Origin of the sequence: Pedobacter rhodius, assembly GCF_027213645.1 — a bacterium.
Lineage (GTDB): Bacteria > Bacteroidota > Bacteroidia > Sphingobacteriales > Sphingobacteriaceae > Pedobacter > Pedobacter rhodius.
In genome coordinates, this window is sequence record NZ_JAPWGL010000002.1 from 263,948 (window position 1) to 288,395 (window position 24,448).

Annotated in this window: 16 protein-coding genes; 12 read left to right on the plus strand and 4 right to left on the minus strand. The window is 33.4% G+C overall.

Going from position 1 to position 24,448, the window contains the following annotated elements:
- Positions 1 to 25: 25 nt before the first annotated feature.
- From O0931_RS06645 to O0931_RS06665, 5 genes are all read left to right on the plus strand, one after another.
- The gene (locus O0931_RS06645) at positions 26 to 6,649 is read left to right on the plus strand and encodes a polyketide synthase (RefSeq protein ID WP_269414780.1); all 6,624 of its coding nucleotides are present in this window, start codon (positions 26 to 28) and stop codon (positions 6,647 to 6,649) included.
- Entirely contained in the window at positions 6,649 to 10,671 is a 4,023-nt protein-coding gene (locus O0931_RS06650; RefSeq protein WP_269414781.1) for an amino acid adenylation domain-containing protein, read from the plus strand. The genes O0931_RS06645 and O0931_RS06650 overlap by 1 nt, the downstream gene beginning before the upstream one ends.
- A 33-nt stretch (positions 10,672 to 10,704) precedes the next feature.
- Positions 10,705 to 11,367 carry a 4'-phosphopantetheinyl transferase family protein gene (locus O0931_RS06655; protein WP_269414782.1) on the plus strand — a complete coding sequence of 221 codons (663 nt, stop codon included), beginning with the start codon at positions 10,705 to 10,707 and terminating at the stop codon, positions 11,365 to 11,367.
- A gap of 117 nt (positions 11,368 to 11,484) precedes the next feature.
- A complete protein-coding gene (locus tag O0931_RS06660) occupies positions 11,485 to 12,318 on the plus strand; it encodes a cupin-like domain-containing protein (protein WP_269414783.1) in 834 nt (277 codons plus the stop codon).
- A 78-nt stretch (positions 12,319 to 12,396) separates the two neighbouring features.
- Positions 12,397 to 13,182, plus strand: coding sequence for an FkbM family methyltransferase (locus O0931_RS06665; RefSeq protein ID WP_269414784.1), 786 nt, complete (start codon positions 12,397 to 12,399; stop codon positions 13,180 to 13,182).
- An 8-nt stretch (positions 13,183 to 13,190) separates the two neighbouring features.
- On the opposite strand, the gene O0931_RS06670 is transcribed toward O0931_RS06665, so the two are convergent.
- Both O0931_RS06670 and O0931_RS06675 read right to left on the minus strand, forming a co-directional pair.
- Complete coding sequence (locus O0931_RS06670) at positions 13,191 to 14,360, minus strand: glycosyltransferase family 2 protein (protein WP_269414785.1); 1,170 nt, start codon at positions 14,358 to 14,360, stop codon at positions 13,191 to 13,193.
- Positions 14,361 to 14,369: 9 nt separating this feature from the next.
- Positions 14,370 to 15,281: a glycosyltransferase family 2 protein gene (locus O0931_RS06675; RefSeq protein ID WP_269414786.1), complete on the minus strand. Its 912-nt coding sequence runs from the start codon at positions 15,279 to 15,281 to the stop codon at positions 14,370 to 14,372.
- 285 nt (positions 15,282 to 15,566) lie between these two features.
- On the opposite strand from O0931_RS06675, the gene O0931_RS06680 reads away from it, so the two are divergent.
- From O0931_RS06680 to O0931_RS06695, 4 genes are read left to right on the plus strand one after another with little or no spacing between them, the layout of a single operon-like run.
- On the plus strand, positions 15,567 to 16,436 hold the full coding sequence (locus tag O0931_RS06680; RefSeq protein WP_269414787.1) for a beta-1,6-N-acetylglucosaminyltransferase: 870 nt from the start codon (positions 15,567 to 15,569) through the stop codon (positions 16,434 to 16,436).
- The gene (locus O0931_RS06685) at positions 16,424 to 16,798 is read left to right on the plus strand and encodes a sugar 3,4-ketoisomerase (RefSeq protein WP_269414788.1); all 375 of its coding nucleotides are present in this window, start codon (positions 16,424 to 16,426) and stop codon (positions 16,796 to 16,798) included. The genes O0931_RS06680 and O0931_RS06685 overlap by 13 nt, the downstream gene beginning before the upstream one ends.
- Complete coding sequence (locus tag O0931_RS06690; protein WP_269414789.1) at positions 16,773 to 17,870, plus strand: DegT/DnrJ/EryC1/StrS family aminotransferase; 1,098 nt, start codon at positions 16,773 to 16,775, stop codon at positions 17,868 to 17,870. Before O0931_RS06685 ends, O0931_RS06690 begins: the two co-directional genes overlap by 26 nt.
- Positions 17,871 to 17,878: 8 nt before the next feature.
- A complete protein-coding gene (locus O0931_RS06695) occupies positions 17,879 to 18,691 on the plus strand; it encodes a methyltransferase, TIGR04325 family (RefSeq protein ID WP_269414790.1) in 813 nt (270 codons plus the stop codon).
- Between the two features lie 3 nt (positions 18,692 to 18,694).
- Here the strand turns inward: O0931_RS06695 and O0931_RS06700 are convergent, their stop codons facing one another.
- Positions 18,695 to 19,540, minus strand: a complete 846-nt coding sequence (locus O0931_RS06700; RefSeq protein WP_269414791.1) for a beta-1,6-N-acetylglucosaminyltransferase — start codon at positions 19,538 to 19,540, stop codon at positions 18,695 to 18,697.
- A 2-nt stretch (positions 19,541 to 19,542) separates the two neighbouring features.
- A complete protein-coding gene (locus tag O0931_RS06705) occupies positions 19,543 to 21,183 on the minus strand; it encodes a glycosyltransferase family 39 protein (RefSeq protein ID WP_269414792.1) in 1,641 nt (546 codons plus the stop codon).
- Positions 21,184 to 21,253: 70 nt separating this feature from the next.
- Between O0931_RS06705 and O0931_RS06710 the strand changes: the two genes are divergently transcribed.
- The 3 genes from O0931_RS06710 to O0931_RS06720 are packed head-to-tail and all read left to right on the plus strand — an operon-like array spanning position 21,254 to position 24,448.
- Entirely contained in the window at positions 21,254 to 21,949 is a 696-nt protein-coding gene (locus O0931_RS06710) for an HAD family hydrolase (protein WP_269414793.1), read from the plus strand.
- Entirely contained in the window at positions 21,946 to 22,989 is a 1,044-nt protein-coding gene (locus tag O0931_RS06715; protein ID WP_269414794.1) for a UbiA prenyltransferase family protein, read from the plus strand. Before O0931_RS06710 ends, O0931_RS06715 begins: the two co-directional genes overlap by 4 nt.
- A gap of 22 nt (positions 22,990 to 23,011) precedes the next feature.
- Positions 23,012 to 24,448 carry a GMC oxidoreductase gene (locus tag O0931_RS06720; RefSeq protein ID WP_269414795.1) on the plus strand — a complete coding sequence of 479 codons (1,437 nt, stop codon included), beginning with the start codon at positions 23,012 to 23,014 and terminating at the stop codon, positions 24,446 to 24,448.

Genomic DNA, 24,448 nt, shown 5'->3' on the forward strand with positions numbered 1-24,448 from the left:
ACTTTTTTTAGTATAATTTAAAATTATGTTTTCATCTCTAATCAATTCTTCTAATCATATCTCACTTCATTTAAATGAGCTGATTCATGATGCCGTAAAAACGTATCAGGATGAAATAGCATTAAGCTTTGAGGATATCAATCTATCCTACAAGGATTTAAATAGCAAAGCAAACCAAATTGCTCATTTTTTCATCGAAAAAAAAATTAAACCGGGTTCGAAAATTGCAATTTCTACAGAACGCTCTATTGATGTAATAATATGTTTGCTGGCCATTATCAAAACAGGAAGTGCTTATGTTCCTATTGATATTAGCTACCCAAGAGAAAGAGCTGGATTTGTTTTGGCTAATGCAGACGCAGAACTTTTTCTTATCTCTAAAAAGCATGAAAATAAATACGCTGAATTAAATACAGATATTCTTTTTATAGAAGACTGTTTAGAAAAAAGCATAACCCAACCAGACGATGACTTGTCAATCAAGGCAGATAAAAACAGCTTGGTTTATATCCTGCATACATCTGGCACAACAGGAAATCCAAAAGGTGTTTGCATGGGTGAAAATGCATTGGTTAATTTGCTCTTGTGGCAAAAGGAAAAATCATTAGCAAAGGCAAAAACCAAAACATTACAATTTTCTCCTCTAAGCTTTGATGTTTCATTTCAGGAAATTTTTGCAACATTTATTACTGGTGGAAACATAATTCTAATTTCTGAAGATGTAAGATTGGATGCATTTATGTTGCTCAAATTAATTGCTGAACAAGAAATTAATAGAATATTTTTACCTTTTGTTGCGCTGCAATCCATCACAGAAAGCGCATTGGTAAATGGGCTGTATCCACAATCTTTAAAAGAAGTTATGACTGCTGGCGAACAGCTTAAAGTTACGCCACAGGTCGTAAATTTCTTTGCAAATATTCCAGGTTCTATTTTATATAATCAATATGGCCCAACAGAAGCTCATGTTGTAACTGAATTAAAATTAACTGGAAATCCTAGCGAATGGCCTGCCCTACCCAATATTGGCAAACCTATTTACAATACCAATATTTTAATTCTTGATGAAAATTTAAATGAATTACCTGAAGGTAAAACCGGAGAATTATGTATAAAAGGTGTTTGCCTTGCAGAAGGTTACCTAAATTTAACAGAATTAACGAACGAAAAATTTGTTACCCTACCTTCAACTAATACCCGGATTTACAGAACTGGGGATCTAGCTTTGAAACTTGCTGATGGTAACATCGAATTTTTAGGTAGAGGAGATTCGCAAATTAAAATAAGAGGCTATCGGGTAGAGCTGGGAGAAATAGAAGTAGCCATAGCAAAACAAAAGGACATTAGTCAGGTTGCAGTTCTTTTAAGGGAAGATTTACCTGGAAGACAAATTTTGGTTGCCTATTTAATTGGCGACCAAACAAATTATCAGGGAAATAAATTAAAAGAACAAATTGCAAAACAATTGCCAGATTACATGATTCCATCGGCATTTGTCTGGCTATCAGAATTCCCTAAAACTACAAGTGGAAAAGTTGATAGAAAACTGCTTCCGATACCAAGTAGCGAAAGACCAGATTCAAGCGTAATTTTTAAAAAACCATCTTCGCAAAAAGAAATAGAACTTGCAGAAGTTTTAAAGCAGCTTTTTGGTTACGATAGAATTGGTGTAAATGATAACTTTTTCGAACTCGGTGGAAACTCTTTGCTGGCTCAAAAAACAGTTGCCGAGTTAAAATCAAAGTTTAATTATATTTTACCTGTAACCAAGCTTTATCAATTTCCAACGGTTGCAGAAATAGCTAAATTTTTAGATAGAAATCCAAACGAAAGCAAATTAAAGCAAGAAAATAGCATTTCAGGTAGTTCAAGAGACATCGCAATTATTGGGATGGCTGCTAAATTTCCTGGTGCAAATACGATCGAAGAATTTTGGGATTTATTATTAGAAGGTAGAGAATCAACAACTTTCTTTTCTGAAGCAGAGCTAGATAAAAGCATACCGGAATATTTACGAAGTGATTCTTCTTACGTTAAAGCCAGAGGTATAATTACCGACGCTGATAAATTCGATGCATCCTTTTTCGGAATAAACCCAAAACTAGCAGAGCTGATGGATCCTCAGCAAAGAGTATTTCTGGAAGTAGCGAATGAAGTATTGGAAACAACAGGCTATTTGCCAACAAAGAAAGATGCCGTAATTGGCGTTTTCGCTGGCAACGGTAACAACACATATTATGAGAATAATGTTTTAAGCCATACTGATTTAATTGAAAACCAAGGTAAAACACAGGTCTTATCTGTAAATGATAAAGATTATTTAGCATCTCGAACGGCCTATCATTTAAACTTAAAAGGCCCGGCAGTTAGTGTAACCTCTGCTTGTTCTACTTCATTATTAGCCGTTGCAACAGCGGTTAATAGTTTAAGAGCCAATCAGTGCGAAATTGCTATTGCAGGCGGTTCTAGCATTACTTCGCCAATAAACAGCGGCCATATCTATCAAGAAGGCAGCATGTTAAGTGCAGATGGACATTGCACACCTTTTGATAATAATTCTACAGGAACGGTTTTTAGTGATGGTGTTGGGGCCGTTTTGTTAAAGAAATTAGATGCATCCATAAAAGATGGTGATAAAATCTACGCCGTAATTAAAGGTGTTGGTGTAAACAATGACGGTTTTGCTAAAAGTAGTTTTACAGCACCAAGTAGCGAAGGTCAAGCTGGAGCAATAAGTGCTGCGATTGCAGATGCAGGCATTAGCGCATCTGAAATTAGTTACGTGGAAGCTCACGGAACCGCCACACCAATTGGCGACCCCATTGAATTTGAAGGTTTAGTTGATGCTTTTGGCTTGCAAACTGAAAAGCAATATTGTGCAATTGGTTCTGTTAAAAGCAATTTTGGTCACCTAACACATGCTGCTGGCGTTGCCGGATTGATTAAAACATCTTTAGCACTAACTTATAAAAAAATCCCTGCATCACTTGGATATAAAACCCCGAACCATAACATTGATTTTTCTAGCAGTCCTTTTTATGTAAATACACAACTTAATGATTGGCAAAATAAAAACCGGATTGCAGGTGTGAGTTCTTTTGGTGTTGGTGGTACCAATGTTCATGTAATTGTTGAAGAATATAAAGATATTGAACAGGAAGCTTCTAAAACTAAACCAGCTGAGTTAATTACTTGGTCTGCAAATTCTGTAACTAGCAGAGAAAACTATGCAAAAGCATTAAATACTTGGCTAACTGATAAACCAGACCAAATCCTTGCTGATGTTTCTTATACGCTACAAAAAACCCGAACAGATTTCAATTACCGCAGTTTTATAGTTTCAGATTCAGTAAACCAATCAAAAGAATTATTAATACAGAATAATATATACAACAGCAATACTTTAACCGAAATTCCTGAAGAAATTGTATTCACTTTTCCAGGCCAAGGTGCACAGTATTTAAATATGGGTTTATCAATTTATAAGGAAGAACCTGTTTACAAAGCTGCAATTGACGAATGTGCCGGAATTCTGAAACGCTATATTGATAAGGACATTAGAACTGTAATTTATCCTGAAGAGATAAATGAACTTTCGAATGCAAATATTAAAGATACAAAATATACGCAGCCCGCACTTTTCGTTACCGAATATGCTTTAGCTAAACTTTGGATAAGTTGGGGAATTAATCCAACTAAATTATGCGGACATAGCGTTGGCGAATATGTTGCCGCACATTTAGCAGGCATATTTTCTTTAGAAGATGGTTTAAAATTGGTGGCAAACCGCGGACGCTTAATAAGTAAATTGCCAGCAGGTGCCATGCTTTCTGTTAGAGAAAATAGTGACGTAGTTAAAGGTTTGTTATTTGGCGAACTATCTATTGCTGCCATAAATAGCCCACAGGTATGTGTTGTTGCAGGTTCATTTGAACAAATTGCCGAATTGAGCCAGATATTAGAAAAAGCAGATATTGCTAGTAAGCCTTTGCTTACCAGCCATGCTTTTCATTCTTCAATGATGGAACCCATATTGAGCGATTTCAGGGAAATTGTATCTCAAGTAAACTTATTCATTCCCAATAAAGAAATTATATCAACGGTAACAGGTCATACATTAACTGAAAACGAAGCATTAAGTATTGATTATTGGACAAACCATTTAAGACAAACTGTTCAATTTTCAAAAGCAATCGAAACAATACTTGATGGTGATACTGCTGTTTTTATAGAAATTGGTCCAGGAACAGTAACAAGTGCTTTAACTAAACAAATTGCTGCTGCTAAATCTCCCAAAGCTATTGTAATATCAAGCTTAAGCAATAAGGAAAACGAATATGCTTCCCTCCTGCAAGCTTTAGGCCAATTGTGGCTTAACGGCATAACCCCAGATTGGCAAAGTTTTTATGCTGAACAATCAAGAAAGATAATCAATATACCAACCTATCAATTCGATAAAACAAGATATTGGGTTGAACCTTTGGCCACTAAAACCTTTGCAAAAGAACAGACTATTCTAAATGATGAATCGCCTGAAATTATCCCTCTAAATACGAATGAGATGAGAATTACCAACCTGACAACTAAAGTAAAACAAATATTAGAAGATGCATCAGGTATTGAAATTAATGAACTCGATTCGGGAAGAAATTTCCTTGAATTGGGTTTAGACTCTTTACTATTAACCCAAGTTGCAATTTCTTTAAAGCGTGAATTTAACCTACCAATTACCTTCAGAAAATTAAATGAAGAATATCCATCGGTAGAATTATTAGTTAAATATCTAAATGAGAATACTCCACAGGATACGCTATTACCTGTTTCCAATCAAAATAATCATCAATTTGTTGCTAACAGTACTCCTTCAAACAACTATCCTCAACAGAACATTCATAATTCTGTAGGTAATGATAGTGCCTTAAGTCTGATCGCTCAGCAACTAGAAATACTTTCAAAGCAAGTACTTTTAATGCAAGGACAAATGGCTATAACTAATGTACCTGTTCAACAAACCATCTTAAACAATAATAATAGTCATAGCTTAGCAAAAGCTGTAGATGCTGATTTATCGGCTGAGGAAAAGGCAGAAATTCAAAAACCCTTTGGAGCCACGCCGAGAATTGAACGTCAATCGAATGATTTAAATCAAAAACAGCTAAATTTTATCTCAAATTTAACCGAGCGATACAATAAAAAAACAGTTAAAAGTAAAGAGTATACAAAAAACAGTAGGTCGTACATGGCCGACCCCAGAGTTGTATCGGGTTTCAGACCAGCGACAAAAGAGCTCATATACCCAATCGTCGTTAATAAATCGAGCGGTAGTAAATTATGGGATATTGATGGAAATGAATATATCGATGCTTTAAATGGATTTGGCTCGAGTATGTTGGGTTATCAGCCTGAGGTGATTAAGCATGCGATGCATGAACAAATCGAAAAAGGCTATGAAGTTGGTCCTCAGCACGAATTGGCAGCTGAAGTTAGTAAATTAATCTGCGAATTTACCGGATTTGATAGAGCCGCACTTTGTAGTACAGGTTCTGAAGCGGTTTTAGGTTGTATTCGTATTGCCAGAACAGTAACAGCCCGTTCGTTAATTGTTTCTTTTACAGGTTCATATCATGGCATCAATGACGAAGTATTGGTTAGAGGAACGAAAAAATTAAAGTCGTTTCCGGCAGCTGCAGGTATTATGCCCGAGGCCGTTCAAAATATTCTGGTTTTAGATTACGGAACCGATGAATCTTTAGCAATTATTAAAGAGCGAGCCAACGAAATTGCAGCTGTATTGGTAGAGCCAGTACAAAGCAGAAGGCCAGAATTTGTGCCAATAGAATTTTTAAAAAAGGTAAGACAAATCACAACTGATGCTGGTATTCCATTAATCTTTGATGAAGTAATCACTGGTTTTAGAATGCATCCAGGTGGTGCACAAGCATTGTTTGGAATAAAGGCTGACTTAGCATCTTATGGTAAAGTAATCGGAGGCGGTGTACCAATTGGTGCAATTGCCGGTAACAGTAATTTAATGGATGCATTAGATGGCGGTAACTGGGAATATGGTGATGGTTCATATCCAGAAATTGGTGTAACCTATTTTGCCGGAACATTTGTAAGGCATCCATTAGCGCTTGCATCTGCAAAAGCATCTTTAAATTACATGAAAGAAAAAGGTCCTTCTTTGCAACAAGATTTAAACGATAAAGGTGCTTACTTAGCAAAAGCAGTTAATGCAGAATTTGATAAAAGACAACTACCAATTTACGTAGCAAATTATGGTTCGCTATGGAAAGTAAAATATCATGAAGAAATTCCATACAGCGAATTGATGTTTGTTTTGATGCGTGAAAAAGGAATTCATGTGTTGGATGGTTTTCCTTGTTTCATTACAGAAACATTAACTTACCAAAACATCGATAGCATAATTAGCTGTTTTGTAGAAAGTATGGATGAAATGATTGAAGCAGGATTTTTCTTATCAGTAAATAAGATAAATAACAATTTTAAGATAGATGAGGTGGTTGTTGATAATAACAATCCGCCGGTTAGAGGGGCTAAACTTGGTAAAGATAGAGACGGGAATCCTGCATGGTTCGTTCAGGATTCAAATCAAGAAGGAAAATACCTTCAGGTTAAACTTAGCTAATGAAAATGGCAGAGGCTAACTTAATCGAAGTAGATTTTAACCCTTTTGAAGAGGGAAAGGAAATTGAAAAAGTTATTATTTTAAATGAATCTCAAAAAGAGATTTGGTTATCATGCATCATCGGCGGCGATGCTGCAAGTTTAGCATATAACGAATCTGTTTCTTTAAATTTAAGCGGTCGATTTAACTTCGCGGCTTTTCAAGAAGCTGTAAATATGGTGACTGCTCGTCATGAAGCTTTGAGATCAACCATTTCTAAAGATGGCGAGAACTTAATTGTTTACAATCAGGTGGATGACCAAGTTATCTTTAATGATTTCTCGCATATCAACCCCTCTCTCATAAAAGAAGAACTAAAAGCTTTTGTACAAAATGAGATTAGCATTCCTTTAAATCTTTACGATGGTCCGCTGTTTAAATTATTTGTTCATAAACTTACTGATGAAACGCATTATTTCACCATAATTATTCATCATCTTATCGGAGATGGCTGGTCGCTAGGAATTATTTTAGAAGATTTAAGTAATTGCTACAATGCTTGCTTAAGCGGAATTAAATCTACTCTTAGAGATCCAGATCAAATAAGTACCTATGCACTTGAGCAAGTAGCTTTTAGTCAAACAAAAGAATATATTCAAACTCAGGAATTTTGGCTTAATCTATTTAAAGATGATGTTCCTGTATTGGATATGCCCTTGGATTTTAGCCGTCCAACAACCAGAACTTATCAAGGTAATCGAAATGATTATGTAGTAGATGCTCAACTTTATGATTCAGTTAAAAACTTGTCAGTAAAATCAAAAAGTAGTGTTGTATCTACTTTAATTGCTGCGTTTGAAGTTTTTTTGTATAACCAAACCGGGCAGGAAGATATTGTTTTAGGTGTACCTACAGCTGGGCAACTAGCTTCCGAAAATTTAAATTTAATTGGCCATTGTGTTAATTTATTGCCTTTGCGTAGTAAAATAGACCCAAATGTTTCATTCATAAATTACTTATTAAAAAGAAAAAATGAAATACTTGATGCTTATGATCATCAGCGATTAACCTTTAGCGAACTATTAAAAAAATTGAGCATTAAAAGAAATAAAGCCAATATCCCATTGGTTCCTGTTGTTTTTAATGTTGATAGAGGCATGGATGATGCTGTTAATTTTTCAGGTTTAACGCATCAAATTACATCAAATCCAAGAGTATCACAAACCTTCGAAATTTCATTAAATGTTAATGGCTCAAAAGATTCGATGATTTTTGAATGGGCTTATAATACACAGCTGTTTACATCTGAAACGATAAATAGAATGATGAATGATTTCGTTTCATTACTCACAGTTATTTCCGATAATCCTGATACGTTAATAGCTGATACTGTTTCTAACGTAAATCCTTTTCCAAACATAACACCAGCTAGCCTAAATTTTCCTCAAAACCTTACCATCCTCGATTTATTTGAAAATGTAGCAACAACCAAATCTAACAACGTTGCTGTTGTATGCGAAGGCAAATCAATATCCTATAAGGAATTAAACACAAAGGCTAACCAACTTGCTCACCATATAATTAATAAAGGTTTACCAAATAATGCACTAATTCCAATTTGCATTCACCCATCTGTAGAAACAGTTATAGGAATAATCGGAATATTAAAAGCAGGTTGTGCTTATGTTCCAATAGATCCGGAATATCCTATTTGCCGCATTAAAATTATTACTGATGAAATAAAATCTAATCTTATCATTAGCGATGGCATAACTGCTAAAAAACTCCATGAATTATCAGCTCTAGAAATAATTGCCATAGATGATCAGATAGCGCCTGCCTGGAAAGAAAACTCATCAAAACCATCTCTTGTTTCTGAACCCGATTCTTTAGCTTATATCATCTACACTTCCGGTTCAACAGGAAACCCAAAAGGTGTTATGATTCAGCATATTGCATTAACTGATTACCTATTTGGTTTAAAAAATAAAATCCCTGGTTTAGAAAGATGTAAAAGTTTTGCATTGGGTTCTGCAATTTCTACCGATTTGGGTAATACTACCCTATTTAGTGCGCTAACATCAGGTGCTCAACTTCATATTTTCGCAAAAGACCGTTTCAACAATGCCGATTATATTCATCAGTATTTTACTGATAATCAAATTGATTTTTTGAAAATCGTTCCTTCTCAATGGAAGTTTTTAATGTCTAATAAGCGAATATTAGTACCTCATAAGATTTTAATGTTTGGTGGCGAAGCATTGCCTGCAGAGTACATCAAGCTAATAAAAGCGTCAAACGCATCTTGTCAAATTGTGAACCATTATGGTCCGACAGAGACCACGATAGGTAAATTGATTCATTTGGTTGATAAAGATCATGATTATCCCGTAATTATTCCAATTGGTAAACCATTTTCAAATGCATCAATCTTTGTATTGAATAAAAATTTAAAAAATTGTCCAATCGGTGTTCCTGGGGAGCTTTATATTGGTGGTTTAGGTTTGGCAAAAGGGTATCTAAACAATGACAAGCTCACCAATGGCGTGTTTATAAAAAACCCGAATAACAGGAACTCTGAAAAGATTTACAAAACTGGTGACTTGGTAAAATGGCTAGCCAGCGGTGATATAGAATACTTAGGAAGAATTGACGACCAGATTAAAATTAGAGGCAATAGGATTGAATTAGGTGAAATACAGAATGCCCTACAAAAGCACGAGAATGTAAAGCAATCCGCAGTTTTTGCCGTAGAAGTTGAACAGAGAGAAAAGGAGTTGGTTGCATATTTAGTGACTCAAAGTAATTTTGATAAAGATGACATAGTTCAGTTTCTTAGAAAGCAACTGCCTGAATATATGGTTCCTAAAATCTTTGTCGAACTAGATAAACTTCCTTTAACATCAAATGGTAAAGTTGATAGAAAGGCACTACCGGAGTTTAACATAGGTAATCAGCTAGATATCGAAGGATTTGTCGAGCCACAAAACGAAATGCAAAAACTTGTTGCGGATATTTGGGCAAAAAACCTAAATCTTGAAAAAATTAGTATTAAAGAAGATTTTTTCGAGCTTGGCGGGCACTCTATGATTGCTATTAAGGTGATGGTAGAAATAGAAAAGCAAACAAATTTGCGATTACCACTTTCAATTCTATTCGATAACTCAACTGTAGAAAAGTTTGCACTTCAACTAAATAAATCAAAAATTGATATTAATTGGGATTCTCTAATTCCAATCAAACTATCAGGCACAAAAGCACCTCTATATATTGTTCATGGACAAGGGATGAATATCATCGTTTTCAAGCCACTTGCAAAAGAAATAGATCCTGATAGACCAATATACGGCCTGCAACCAAAGGGTTTGAATCCTGAAATTGAACCATATAATACTATCGAAGAAATTGCTGCAGATTATGTTAATGAAATCATAGCTAATAATCCTAATGGACCATATTTACTTATGGGATACTCATCTGGCGGAACAATTGCGTTGGAAATATCTTACCAAATGGCAAAAATGGGTAAGAAAGTTTCATTTTTAGGCCTTTTAGACACCTATTTTGATGGAGAAAGCTATGCCCAGCTGGCTAGTAAAAACAATCACAAAGAAATTATAGATTGGACAGTTAAATTCGTAGGATTTGGCTTTGTTTATCTATTCAAACATCCAAAAAAATTCCTTCGCCATAAAGTGAGTTTTAGCTTAGGCACCATGTACAATATTTATAAAAAAATAAAACCAACTAAAAAAGATTTGTCTAACCCAAAATATGTTTTAGGTAAGATTCAAGCCGTACATGCAAAAGCCTTTAAAAAATATAAAATCAAAAAATATGATGTAGATGTTCATTTGTTTAAATCAAATGACATTTTATTAAGCTACGTACCATATGCTAGAACAAATGGATGGGAACCCTACATCAACGGAAAATTATCTATAATCGATATTCCGCTTGCGCACCTTCAATTTTTTAAACCTGAATATGTGAAGGTTTTGTCAGACCAATTAAATGCAGTTTTGAAGAGAATTGATCACTAATAGAATAAATTGAACAACCTGATAAATAATACGTTGCTTTGGGAAGATTATGATGAAATTACTTTGATAAATAAAAATTTCATCAATATTTTTAAAATTTCACTTGATATTTATCAAATAATTAAAGACAGTTATAAGCTGATTTTAACCGCAGATGAGTTAAAAAAGGCAAGCAGATTTATCCAAGAACAGGATAAAAAAAGATATGTTATTGGTAAGTATTATAGCAAAATGCTATTGGCTAAAATGATGAACAAGAAGTCTGCAGACATACATTTTGAATTTAATGAATACAAAAAACCATTTATAAATAGCATAAATTTTAATATAAGCCACAGTGGAGAATATGTTGTTTTAGCAATTAGCCCATATTCTGTTGGTATTGACATCGAGGTGTTAAACCCCATTTTAGATTACCAGGAACTTATCCATCAATGTTTTAATGAAGAAGAAATTAAGAGAATTACAGATTTAGATAGCTTTTATCTTTTCTGGACTAGGAAAGAAGCCTTGTTAAAAGCAACTGGAGAAGGTTTAATAGACAATCTTCCTACCATAAATTGTACAGAAGAGAAAACAGATCGATTTGGCGTTTTTTATGAGCTAAAAAGTTTCAAATTAAACGATGGGTATTTTTTAAGTACAGCATCATCAGACCATAAAAGCATTTATAAATATTGGCATTTAAAATATTAATTTATATCGTAAGTTTTGCTTAAAGAAATGTTTAAATCTCCAGAATATCTTAATTAACAAATACGCCCAAACTAAAATTTATAATTATAATTGTATTCAAAACATCATTTTCATCCCATGGAAATTCAAAGAGTCGATAACATCACACACCAGGAATTTTTAAAGAATTTCTACGATCCAGGTATTCCTGTTGTTTTTAAAAATGCTTCCAGCGTATGGAAAGCTAAAGCATTATTTTCTCCACAGTGGTTTAAAACTAATTACGGTGAAAGAATTTTAAATAAAGAAGGTAAAACTTACACCATGAGCGAGGTTTTTGATTTGGTAGAAAACAGCACAGTCGAAAATCCTGCGCCATATCCTTTAAAATATAATATTACTACAGATATACCTGAATTGTTACCGCTAATTCAACCATTAAACTTAAACTATGCATTGCCAAATTGGTTAGAGAGTCAATGGTTTAAAAAAGGTTATTGGGGCAGTGCAACGGAACTATTTATCGGCGGTCCTGGTGGTAAATTTCCATACCTGCATTTGGATTATTACCATTTAAATGCCTGGATTACACAATTATATGGCGAAAAGCAATTTACTGTTTTCCCACGAGGACAGGAGGACTTACTTTACCCTAAAGCTGATGATCCATGGCGCTCGGAAGTGAATATTTTCGAGCCTGATTATGAAAAATTCCCCAAGTATAAAGACGCGACACCTATAACCTTTACGGTTGGCCCGGGTGAAACATTATTCATACCATTCGGTACATGGCACTCTGCTTATTCACTAACCACTACAATTTCTGTAGCCTTCGACCAGTTGAATGAGAAAAATTATAAGCCGTTTTTAAAAGATGTGTGGGATTTTAAAAGACGCCAGGGAATCGTTAAAGCTCTAACAATGCATAGTTATGCCTGGCTTGGTTGTAAAATTGGAAATAGCCTCAGATAAAAACAAAGGAATCTTCCTATTAATTACTACGTTCAATTTAACAATCATTTAAATTTTCAAATCTAAATAAAGCAAATCATGGCTGCTCTTAAAGAAACTTTAAAGAAAATAATCAAATTTCACCCGTACTCGCATGTTAAACCACTTCAGAATTTGATTCATGTTGGTTCTGAACATCACGGTTATACTATTCCAAACAATTATTTAGATAAAAATTCTGTGTGCTATTGTATCGGTGCTGGAGAGGACATATCGTTTGATACAGAACTAAAGGTTTTGTTCGATTCGAATGTCTTCATTTTTGATCCAATGCCTGAAGGTATAAACTATTTCAAAAAATTAAAAGATACCTTAGCAAAGGGCGAAACGTTTGGGGTTTTTGATGATAAAAATTTCGTTTATCGTTTAAATAGCAAACAGATCGATGAAATAACATACGTAAATAAAGGTGTATGGAATGAAAAAACAACCTTGAAATTTTACGCACCTCAATTAGACAATTATATATCTCATTCTGTTTATCTCTTTCAAGATTCTGACGATTATATAGAGGCACCTGTAGATAAGTTAAAGAACTTTATGCAGGAGTTTAGTCACATATCAATAGATTTGGTTAAAATCGAGATTGAAGGCGCTGAATACACAGTCATTGATAGCATTGTAAAAGATAAACTCGATATCAAAATTATTTGTATTGAGTTTGATGAAGTGTACCATAAAAAAGATTTAGCACATAAGCTTAGGATAAGAAAATCATCAAATCAACTGATGAAAGCAGGCTATGTTATGGTTCATTCTACCTATATGATGAAAAGAACTTTTGTGCGTAAAGATATTTATGATCTGTTAAAATCTAAGGAATAATTTCCTTTCTAAGTTTTTCGCAAAGAACGCTCCCAAGCTGCACTCTGGTTCTTTTTATAATATCGAATCATTCCTGCTAACACAGCATAGTTCATAATGCAGAAATAATAAGGAATAAAAAATGCCTTTATTTTAATGTTTTTGCGTTCGAAAAACCAACCCAACGCACTTAAGAAATAAAACAAAAGCTGAGCAATTAAAATTATTTGATATAAGATTAAATCGGTTTTAAGCACAATCATTAGGTTAAGAATAACCAGTAAGATTAATAAAAACGGTGTTATTGTCCACCGCAAAACCCGGTGAGATATATACTGAAATGTAAGCACAGGATAGTAAAAAGGATTGGCGGCTTTCTTTAATCTTAAAATAGATTGGATACCTCCAGCTGCCATTCTTATCTTTCTTTTCAGTTCCTCTTTCACATTTGCTGATGATGTTTCTGATGCATAGGCATTTGGTTCATAAGCGATTATAAATCCTTTTTCTGCAATACGCATGGCAATCATGTGGTCATCAATAATCGTATCCGATTCTACCGGTTGATAAAGGGCTGTTCTAATACTAAAAAGTTCACCTGCTGCACCCACATTAGAATAGAGTTCATAATCCCATTTCTTTAACTTCGATTCATACTTCCAGTAGAAACCTTCACCTGCAGAACTAGCATCAGCAAGTTCTTCTACCATTATTCTCTTTTCACCGGCAACTGCACCCACTTTAGGGTTTTGATAATGCTTAACAAGTTCCTTTATAGCTGCCATATTTAAAAAGGTATTTGCATCGGTAAATATTAAAATTTCGTTTTTAACATAAGGCATAGCTCTTTTAATAGCAGCCATTTTACCAGTTCTAATATCTTCATGCAACAGCTCAATTTCGCTGTATTTACTTATCCTTTCTACGGTTTCATCCGTAGAGCCATCGGTTATAAAAATAACCTGTATTTTATTTTTCGGATAATCTAAATCGATTGTATTTAAAACTTTTTCATCAATAATATCTTGCTCATTCCATGCAGCAACCAAAACGGTAACAGTCGGTAATTCTGCATTAGTTTTGAAAGAAAAGGGTTTTATAAAGAGTCTTTTGATTTTAACCAATAGTAACAATAAAAAACCATAACCTACAAAAGTGTAAATTATCAGGAACAGGGAAATCCAGAAAGCTGTAATCATTTGGGATGTTTAAATTTTAAAACCTAGGTTTTTACTATTTTTCGAATGGGTCAAATTCCAAAAGACACCCTTAAATGTCCATTTTACTAAATCCAATCTATTTTTTATAAGGTAAGTTATAATTTGTTTGCTGCAGGCTATAAGAATATAATATAAACTAAATAAAATTGTATTAATGATGCCTGTATTTTTTCTTATGAATAGCATCCTGTTACGAGTCATGAAGTATGTTTTTATAGCACTCTCCTTCCCTACACTCATCGATTCTTTATGGTAGATTTTAGTTTTTCCTGTAAACCAAATTTTCAAACCTGCTTGTTTAAATCTTTCACACCAATCTAATTCTTCATAATATAGAAAAAATTCATCAGCCATTAAACCAACATGATCCAAATCAGTTCTTCTGCACATCATTGCGGCGCCGTGGCAATACCCAGTTTCTCTGCTATCATTATCGAACTGACCTTTGTTTTGCTGCATGCTACCAATACCACTGTTTCTACAGGTAAGGTAATTCATATCCGTAAAGCCAGCGTACTGAATGGTATCAGGCTGGTCGTAATACAAAATCAAAGGAGATATTAAACCAATCTCGGCATTACTTTCCATTTCATTAACCAAAACATCTATGGTATTAAAAGTAATTTCCGTATCATTATTTAAAAGTAATAGATAATCACCTGTTGCTTTTTCAATGCCCAGGTTATTGCCGCCGGCAAAACCTAGGTTATGATTGGAGCGTACATAAATTAATTCCGGATAAATTAATTTGTATTCCTGCTCAAATTCCTCATTACTTCCATTATCCACAAAAACAACTTCTACATTATATAAAGATGGGTTTTGCTTCAATGAAATTAAGAAATCTAGATTAACCTGGTGCTGATTGAAGTTAACGGTGATGATTGATACGGATTTCATTATTGCGTAAAAATAACTAAATAACCTTAACTAAATAATATAAATAAAACTAAATCTGTAGTAGTTTGTTGTAAATTAATTAATCAAACATGTAATATAAAGTATCTGAAATTATACAGAAAAGAATAATTATTATCCCATAATTAGAACTCTGTTTTAATATATATTCCTAAATTTGGACATTGTACCTTTTGGTAATTAACAAATCTAATGTTACACAAGCTACTCTGAGTATTTAGAGTCGTTGTAGATTATTAAATAATTATATACATCCTAATCGAAAAAATGCGCATAGCTCACCTTATTTTAACATATACAGACCCGCACCAGACGGAGAGAATGATTAACAACATGATGCATGAAAACTTCGATTTTTATATTCATGTTGATAAAAAATTCGACATCAATCCTCACCTCTTTTTAAAAAAGATACCTAACGTTTACTTTATCAATAATAGGATTGATGTTAAATGGGCAGGATTTAACACCGTGAAAGCAACATTTGAATGCATAAAAGAAATTGTTAATAGAGGCGTTGATTATAAGTACATCAATTTTTTAAGTGGTCAAGATTACCCTCTAAAACCGGCAGCTTTTTTGGCCGAATTTTTTGAAAAAAGTGATAAAGAGTTCTTAAGCTATAAAGACATCAAAAACGATTGGAAAGAGGGTTTGATAAGAATGGAAAAGTACTTCTTAGCCAATTACAATTTTAAAGGCAAAACTACCTTAGAAAATCTGATCAACTACGTTATGCCTAAAAGGAAGTTACCTTATAACCTCCATCCTTATGGTAAATCAATGTTTTGGATGTTAAGTCCGAAAGCTGCCATGTATGTAGTTAATAGAGTAGAAAGCGATAAAAAACTAATTAATTTCTTTTCACTCTGTTGGGGAAGTGATGAATTTGTTTTTCAAACCATGTTACTTAATTCGCCATACAAGGATAAAATTAAAAACGAAAATTACAGATATATTGATTGGTCTTTAGGCGGTGCAAACCCAAAAGTACTCGATGAAAATGATTTTGATGCTTTGAAAAATTCTAACATGCTTTTCGCCAGAAAGGTAAATGAAACTAAAAGCAAAAAATTACTGGATTTAATTGATAGTCAACTTTTAACCATCTTTACAGTATTTACATGGGTCATATAATAAACCTCAAAACATATAAAGACAGCCGCGGAATTTTAACGGTATTAGATAGGGTTGTCGATTTTGAAATCAAACGCCTCTTCTATATCTATGCAGTAGATGATTCAGATCGTGGTGGACATAGACATCATAATACTTATCAGGCTGCAATTTGCATTAAAGGATCTTGTAAAATAACCAACAACGACGGGCATAAGACTGAAATATTCAATTTAGATACGCCTGAAAAATGCCTGATTTTAGAGCCAAACGATTGGCATGTAATGCATAGCTTTACGGAAGATGCAATATTATTAGTTCTTGCTTCAACAGCATTTGACCCCAAAGATTATATCTATGAGCCATACGAGAATACCTTATGAGAACTTAAAGGCTCTAAATAAACCATTTGAAGAAGCATTTAAATTAAAATTTAACGACTTTTTAAATAGTGGCTGGTATATACTTGGCAATGAAGTTGCACAATTTGAAAAAGAATTTGCCGATTATCACGATGAAAAGTATGTAGTAGGTGTTGCCAACGGTCTAGATGCATTAATACTATCGTTAAAGTGTTGTAATTTTAACAAAGGCGATGAGGTAATTGTGCCTTCAAATACTTACATAGCCAGTATTTTAGCCATTTTGCAATGTGATTTAGTGCCTGTATTTGTTGAACCAAATATAGAAACGTACAATGTAGATCCTAGCAAAATTGAGGAAGCTATTACGTCGAAAACTGTCGCTATTATGGTAGTTCACTTATATGGTCAATGCTGTGAAATGGAACCCATAATAAATATAGCTAATCAAAATAATTTAAGAATTGTTGAAGATTGTGCTCAGGCTCATGGTGCAAAATATAAAGGAAAACTAGCCGGCACTTTTGGAGAATATGGTTGTTTTAGTTTCTACCCTACGAAAAATCTCGGTGCATTAGGCGATGCCGGAGCGATAGTTTGTAAAACTGAACAGAATTATGTTAAGCTTAGACAATTGCGAAATTATGGATCTGAAAAGAAATATCATAATGGTATAATTGGCTATAACTCTCGTTTGGATGAAGTGCAAGCATCTTTCCTAAGAGTTAAGTTACCTTATCTAAATGAAATCAATAACCATAAAAAAACTTTAGCCTCCATATATCAAAGTAACTTGAAGGATAATTTTATTAAACCAACAATTGATAACGACTTTGATAATGTTTACCACATCTATAATATTAGGCATAAAGAAAGAGATAGATTAAAAGCTTATTTATCAGCAAACAATATTGATACAGAAATCCATTATCCAGTTGCTCCACATAAGCAACAAGCGCTTTACCAGCTTAATAATTTGAGTTATCCAATATCAGAAGAAATACATGCTACTACATTAAGTTTGCCATGCTCATTTGCTCACACAGAAAATGATATACATAAAGTTGTTGAGATTATAAATCAATTTAATTAATCCATTTGATGCACTATTTATTAAAAGAACTTGCTCCACCAGTATTAAATACACTACGCTGGTTTAGTTTCAAATATGGCTGGAAAGGTAATTTCAAATCATTTGATGAAGCCAAAGAGCGTTGTACAGGTTATGATGAAAGTCATATATTAAATAGAATTGTCGAAACCACTGGTAAGGTAAGAGACGGCGAGGCTGTTTATGAAAGAGATGGTATTATATATGATGAAGTACAAGTAAACCACATTTTATTAAGCATATTGCTATTAGTTGCAGGTAGAAATGGGAATAAATTAACACTAATAGATTTTGGTGGGTCATTAGGAACCTCCTATTACCAGTGCATTAAATATTTATCCCATTTAGTAGAATTAAACTGGTGCATTATAGAACAAGCTAACTATGTGGAAGTTGGTAAAAAATCATTTGAAAATGCCCATGTCAAATTTTATTATACAATAGAAGAATGTATTGCAGATGGAAAAACACCTGATATACTATTGATTTCAAGCACTTTACAATATATCAAAGAACCCTATAATCTCCTAAATCACCTGCAATCAGTTAATATACCATATCTAATGCTCGATTTGGTTGGATATAATGATACCGAAGATGATAGAATAACGATTCAAAAGGTTCCTCCTGTGTTTTATGGCATAGAGGCATCATATCCTTGTATCTTTTTTGGGAAAGATAAATTAAAAAATCAAATCAAGAAAAATTATGAATTGGAATTTGATTTTATATCTGAATCTCAAAAGTATTACATAAACTTTAAACCATTTCGCTATCAGGGTTCTTTTTGGAAATTGAAATAGATATTAATATTTATCCAATTCATCCAATATTGCCGAATCTAAATCTATATCAAATTTTCTAGCAAAAATCATTTTAGAATTAACGATTTTGGATAAATCTGCAATCCCTAAAAACTTAGGATTGGGCTTACCTTCAGACCAATCTATATAACGTAGATTATCGTGATTGGTATGTTTGGCATGTTCAGAATTCATGATTATTGTTGCTATAACAAATTCATCAGAACCCCACGTGTATTTGAAAAAATCATGAAATTTCGCATTCCTATACAGCTTACTTACCACATAAATTGCAGTATCATGAGTAATTGTCCACCAAGAAGAGTTGCTACCACCATAAAACTCCATATCATCCGGTAACTTCCTTTTTTGAGCTATCGAATTAACTACGGTTTGTAAAAGGTATTTGCCTTTTAAACCTGAATCTGTAAAGTGGAATTTCTCAAATCTATCACGCCCTTCCTGATACCAAACCGATTCCTTTTTTTCTATATGCATAAAGTTTTGACCGATTTTATCAATAAAAAAATTGTAAGTTTCATCCGCTGAATGTATCGGATAATCCTGACCACTAATTAAATTGATAAAATCATAATGCTGTTTAGTAGCGATAACTTCTTTAAGCGATTGAACTATTGCTCTGGTAAAACTCCAGCCAGCCCAGGTACAATTTACTCTTTTTTTGATGAAATATATTTGAGGCAAATGCTCTAAAAACTTATATTCCAAAGCATCAACCTTTTCATCTAAATGTATATAAATATCAAATCCTGGGTGTTTTAAACGATTTACCAAACGCAACAACTGCGTCGGATTTTTATGAACCATTATAATATGAGCAACACGCATTATTAAGGATTAATTTTGTTGGGTTGATTTGTAATTTTATAGAGATAAACACTAACATCAGCTGTGTTTGATGTTTTAATAAACTTCCCTATTTTCGATAATTCTGTTTTCAAATTTGCTGCTGGAAGATTCTTATTCTCGTAATACCATTTTGGCATACTTATAGGATCACCAACATTTGATAGAAATTTGTTGTTAAAGATAACCCAAACTCTTTTATTATTTTTAAATTTTTTAAAATCTGAGCTCAAGTTAGTGTTATAATCAGCAAGATTTGCAGAATTCCATCTAAAATCCTGACCTTCAATAGCGTTAAACTTATATTTTTTTAAATTCGAGTAAACTTTAAATCCTGGCAATTCATTCCAATAAACATAAACAGCATCTCCAGCTTTAAATTCTTTATTTATCATATCAAATGACTCTTTTTGATATGATTTTTTATGTTTATAAAATGCAGCACTGTTTCTAATAGACTGAAAGGATTGAATTACAGGTGAGATTAATAATAGAATAACAATAATGATTTTTAATGGCTTACGCTTAATTAAACAATCCAAACCCATACCTATAAATATCATCAAGATTGGTGTTAAAAAAAGCCAAAACCTTTCTGTTAGCGGATAAAGTTCTAATCCAGAAGCAAGCAATACCAATAACAATGGAAACACCAGTACATTAAAATTCTGGAGCGACTTTTTAAAACAAAAATAAATTCCTGCTCCCAAAAAGATGAATGGTAAGAATGGCATCTTAATAAATGGCACATAAGAATGTGTTTGCGTTCCCGATTCAAAAAAATCCCAAAGCAAACCCATGGGATAATCCAACATCCTGTAAAAGCTTTTAAAAAACCAACTTAAATCTGAAACAGATTTAGGCGGTAATGGCATAAAATCTCCATAAAATCTAAACCAGTTAATTACCCATTCAGCATCTGGAGTTTTATTTATAAAAAAAACAAACAGTAAAATAAAGCTTACCAACCAGGTAATAAAAGGTATAAAACTTCTAAAAAGAATATTCCACTGTTTAGTTATTAAATAATAAACCGATAGACCTAAACTAATGCCACCTAATATAAAAATTGCAGAAAAAGAAAACCATAGAATGATCCCTCCACCTAAACTCCAAATAATTATTTCTTTAAAACCGTTTTGTGTTCTATATTTAATAAACAGGTAAAATGATAAAATTGAGCAAAGCAGTTCTGTAGAATATTGCTTAATCTCTACTGAATGATAAACAAAAGCTGGCGAAATGCACAAAATCGCCACTGCAACCAAAATACCTGTGCTTTTTAAGAAATACTTTGTAACAGGAATGAATATTAAGATTGATAATAATCCTGATAAAAGCGGTACAATTCTTAAACCGTACTCATTATAACCAAAAATATTTAAAAATAATTTTACTATTAGCAGAAATCCAATTGGTGCCTTTTGCTGATAATCTAATGGTTTTGTTACGAGCTGCTGAAAGTTAAAATTTAACAAACTTGATGTTAAATATCCCTCATCTAACCACAATGACCTATTGATGAAGTAATGGTATAATCTTAAAAATACGCCTAAAACTATAATCGATAAAAATAAATAATAACTGAATTTATCTTTCAGAGCGCTTTTTAATAGGAATGGCATGCAAATAGACTGTCTGGATTTTATGCAATATCGGAATTTTTAATAATTTTACATAAATAAATCACCCCCTGTGCATAATATCTCTCTGAATAATTTAGAGGTAGTAGTTTTTGATGTTGATGGTACCTTATATAATCAAAGCCTTCTCAGAAAAAAAATGCTATTCTCCTTAATGAAATACTTTGTTTTTCATCCCTGGAAGATTAACGAATTATTTATTCTATACCATTTCCGAAAAGAAAGAGAGAATAACAAAGGATTTAAAGGTCCAAATCTTAATGAACAACAATACATATGGTGTAGGCAAAAAATAAATCAACCTATCGATAAGATTAAAGAAGTTGTAGGTAGATGGATATTTAATTATCCCAATCAATTTTTAAAGTCTTGTACCTACCCTGGCATTCATCTTTTATTTAAATCACTTGCCGAAAAAGATATTCGTATCGCGATTTATTCTGATTACGATTCCATAGAAAAGATGAAAGCTATGGAACTAAAAGCCGATCTATACGTTAGTTCAACTGATGCTTATATCAATGCATTTAAACCTAATCCTAATGGATTAGAATTTATATGTACTGAATTTGGCATTACAGATAAAAACCAATGCCTATTTATAGGGGACCGATTGGAACTGGATGGCGAATGCGCAAAAGCAGCAGGCATACCATTCGTATTGGTAAATGATATAAGTATAAATAATCCCCTATTTAAAAACCTCTCAAAACAAGTGCTTAATGTTGCTAAGCAGAAAACATTATGATTGATAAAATTACATTTCCTCAAGACCCAACATCGCTAGATGAACCTAAGAAAACTGAGCTCCGACGTGCAAGTATAAAAGAATATGTTACTATAGCAAGACCAGATAACTGGGCAAAAAACCTATTTATGGTGCCTGGGATGCTTTTTGCATTATCTATTTTCCATACACCTATCAATTCAGCACTTATCATCAAAATCATTTTGGGTGTTGTAAGTATGTGCTTGATAGCATCTGCAAATTACGTTATAAATGAATATTTAGACGCGGGTTTCGATAAATTTCACCCTTTAAAAAGAAGAAGATCGGCCGTGGTTACTATGATTAATCCAACCATTGTTTATACAGAATACGCAGTTTTAGCAGTTATAGGTATCGCGCTTTCCTCTGTTGTATCAATAAAATTTTTGTCGGTAGCTACGTTTTTATTAATAATGGGGGTAATCTATAATGTAAAACCATTCAGAAGTAAAGACCGGGTATTTTTAGATGTTTTAAGTGAATCCATTAATAACCCGATAAGATTTGCTGCAGGCTGGTTTATTTTTAGCCCGGCACTTGGTATTCCAAGTGGTAAGTGGGATCTAAACTGGATAAATACATTTCCGCCTGTGAGTATCATAATTGCGTATTGGATGGGCGGAGCCTTCTTAATGGCGACAAAACGTTTTGCCGAGTTCAGACTTATTGATAATCCTAAAGTAGCCAGTTTATATAGAAAATCTTTTAAATTTTATACTGAAAATAGCCTATTGGTATCGATGTTTTTTTATGCCATTACGTGCGCTTTTTTTATGGGTATTTTCCTGGTTAAAGACAGAATTGAATTATTGGTCAGTTTTCCATTTTTTGCATTGTTGTTTTCCTGGTATTTAAAAATTGGTTTACTTAACGACTCACCTGTACAGGGATCTGAAAAACTCTATACAAGAAAATGGTTTATGCTTTATCTCGTTTTATTTACAGCATTACTATGTATTCTGATGTTTATAGATATTCCATGGCTTCATTGGTTTTTAAAAAATGCAAATAACTATTAAGATTAAAATCGGCCCGAATTAAATGAAAAGAAATCATTATGATTTAGTTGTTGTTGGAACTGGTTTTGCTTCTAGCTTTTTTCTAAAGAAATACCTGTCAAAAGTAAAGGAAGATAAAAATGTTCTGGTTTTAGAAAGAGGCGTATTTTATCCTCATGCCGAGCGTCTTAAAGTTAGAAAAGGCGAACAAACCCCATATCAAAAGAATGAAATTGTATGGAATGATTTAGTAAAGAATTTTAATCCTAAGAAGGATTGGCATTTCACGACCGGATTTGGGGGTAGCTCAAATTGCTGGTGGGGCTGTACACCAAGATTTATGCCTTCGGATTTTAAAATGAAATCACTTTACGGAATTGCACAGGATTGGCCGATATCATACAACGATATTGATCAATATTATGATGAGGCTGAAGCAATTATGTCTATCTCCGGACCTGATGAAACACCTTTTCCAAAAAAAAGTAAATATCCGTTACCGGCACACAAATTCAGTGCGGTTGATGAGATTATGCATAAAAAATATGGTAATCAATACATCAGCCAGCCTACCGCAAGGGCCAGCAGGGCAACTGAAAACCGGAATGCCTGCATGGCTTCAAGTACTTGCGGGGTTTGTCCTGTTAATGCTAAGTTTCATATCGAAAATTCCGGCATAACTGCATACGAAGACCCCCGTGTTGAAATCGTCTACGGTGCCCAGGTATATTCCATGGAGACTGAAAATAATGTGGCAAAAAAAGTCTGCTTCGTTAAAGACGGCAAAGATTATAAAGTATCTGCTGAAGTGATAGCACTCGGTGCCAACCCCTTCTTCAACAGCAATATCTTATTAAATTCAGGAGATAAAAACAAATTTACCGGAAAAGGATTTGGCGAGCAAATGGGTATTCAGGTATTAATATACTTAGATAATTTAAGTAATGCGGGAGGAAGTACCTGGGTGAATGCCAATGGCTATATGCTATATGATGGTAACCATAGAAAAGACTTTGCTGCCTGTTTAATTGAAGTAAATAATGCGCCATTTATTCGTTTCGAAAAAGATAAATGGCTTAACATGGCAAGTTTTCGCCTGGTATTTGAAGACTTACCTGAAGACTCCAATTATATAAAAACTTCAGAAAACAAATTAATGCCTGAAGTTCATTTTAAAGGAAGATCAGATTATGCACTTAAAGCATTCGAAAACGCAAAAAAACAACTCCCGGACATTTTATCCTGCTTACCTGTCGAAAAATTAAAATATTTAGAACCGTTTCCGAATGAAGGCCATATTATTGGCGGCACGAGAATGTCTTTAGATGCCAACTCAGGCGTAGTAGATAAACATTTAATCCATCATCAATACAGAAATGTTTTTGTTTTAGGCGCCGGCGCTTTTACTACTTTTAGTCCTGCAAACCCAAGTTTAACACTGTCTGCATTATCTTTATATGCTGCAGACAAAATGTTTTAA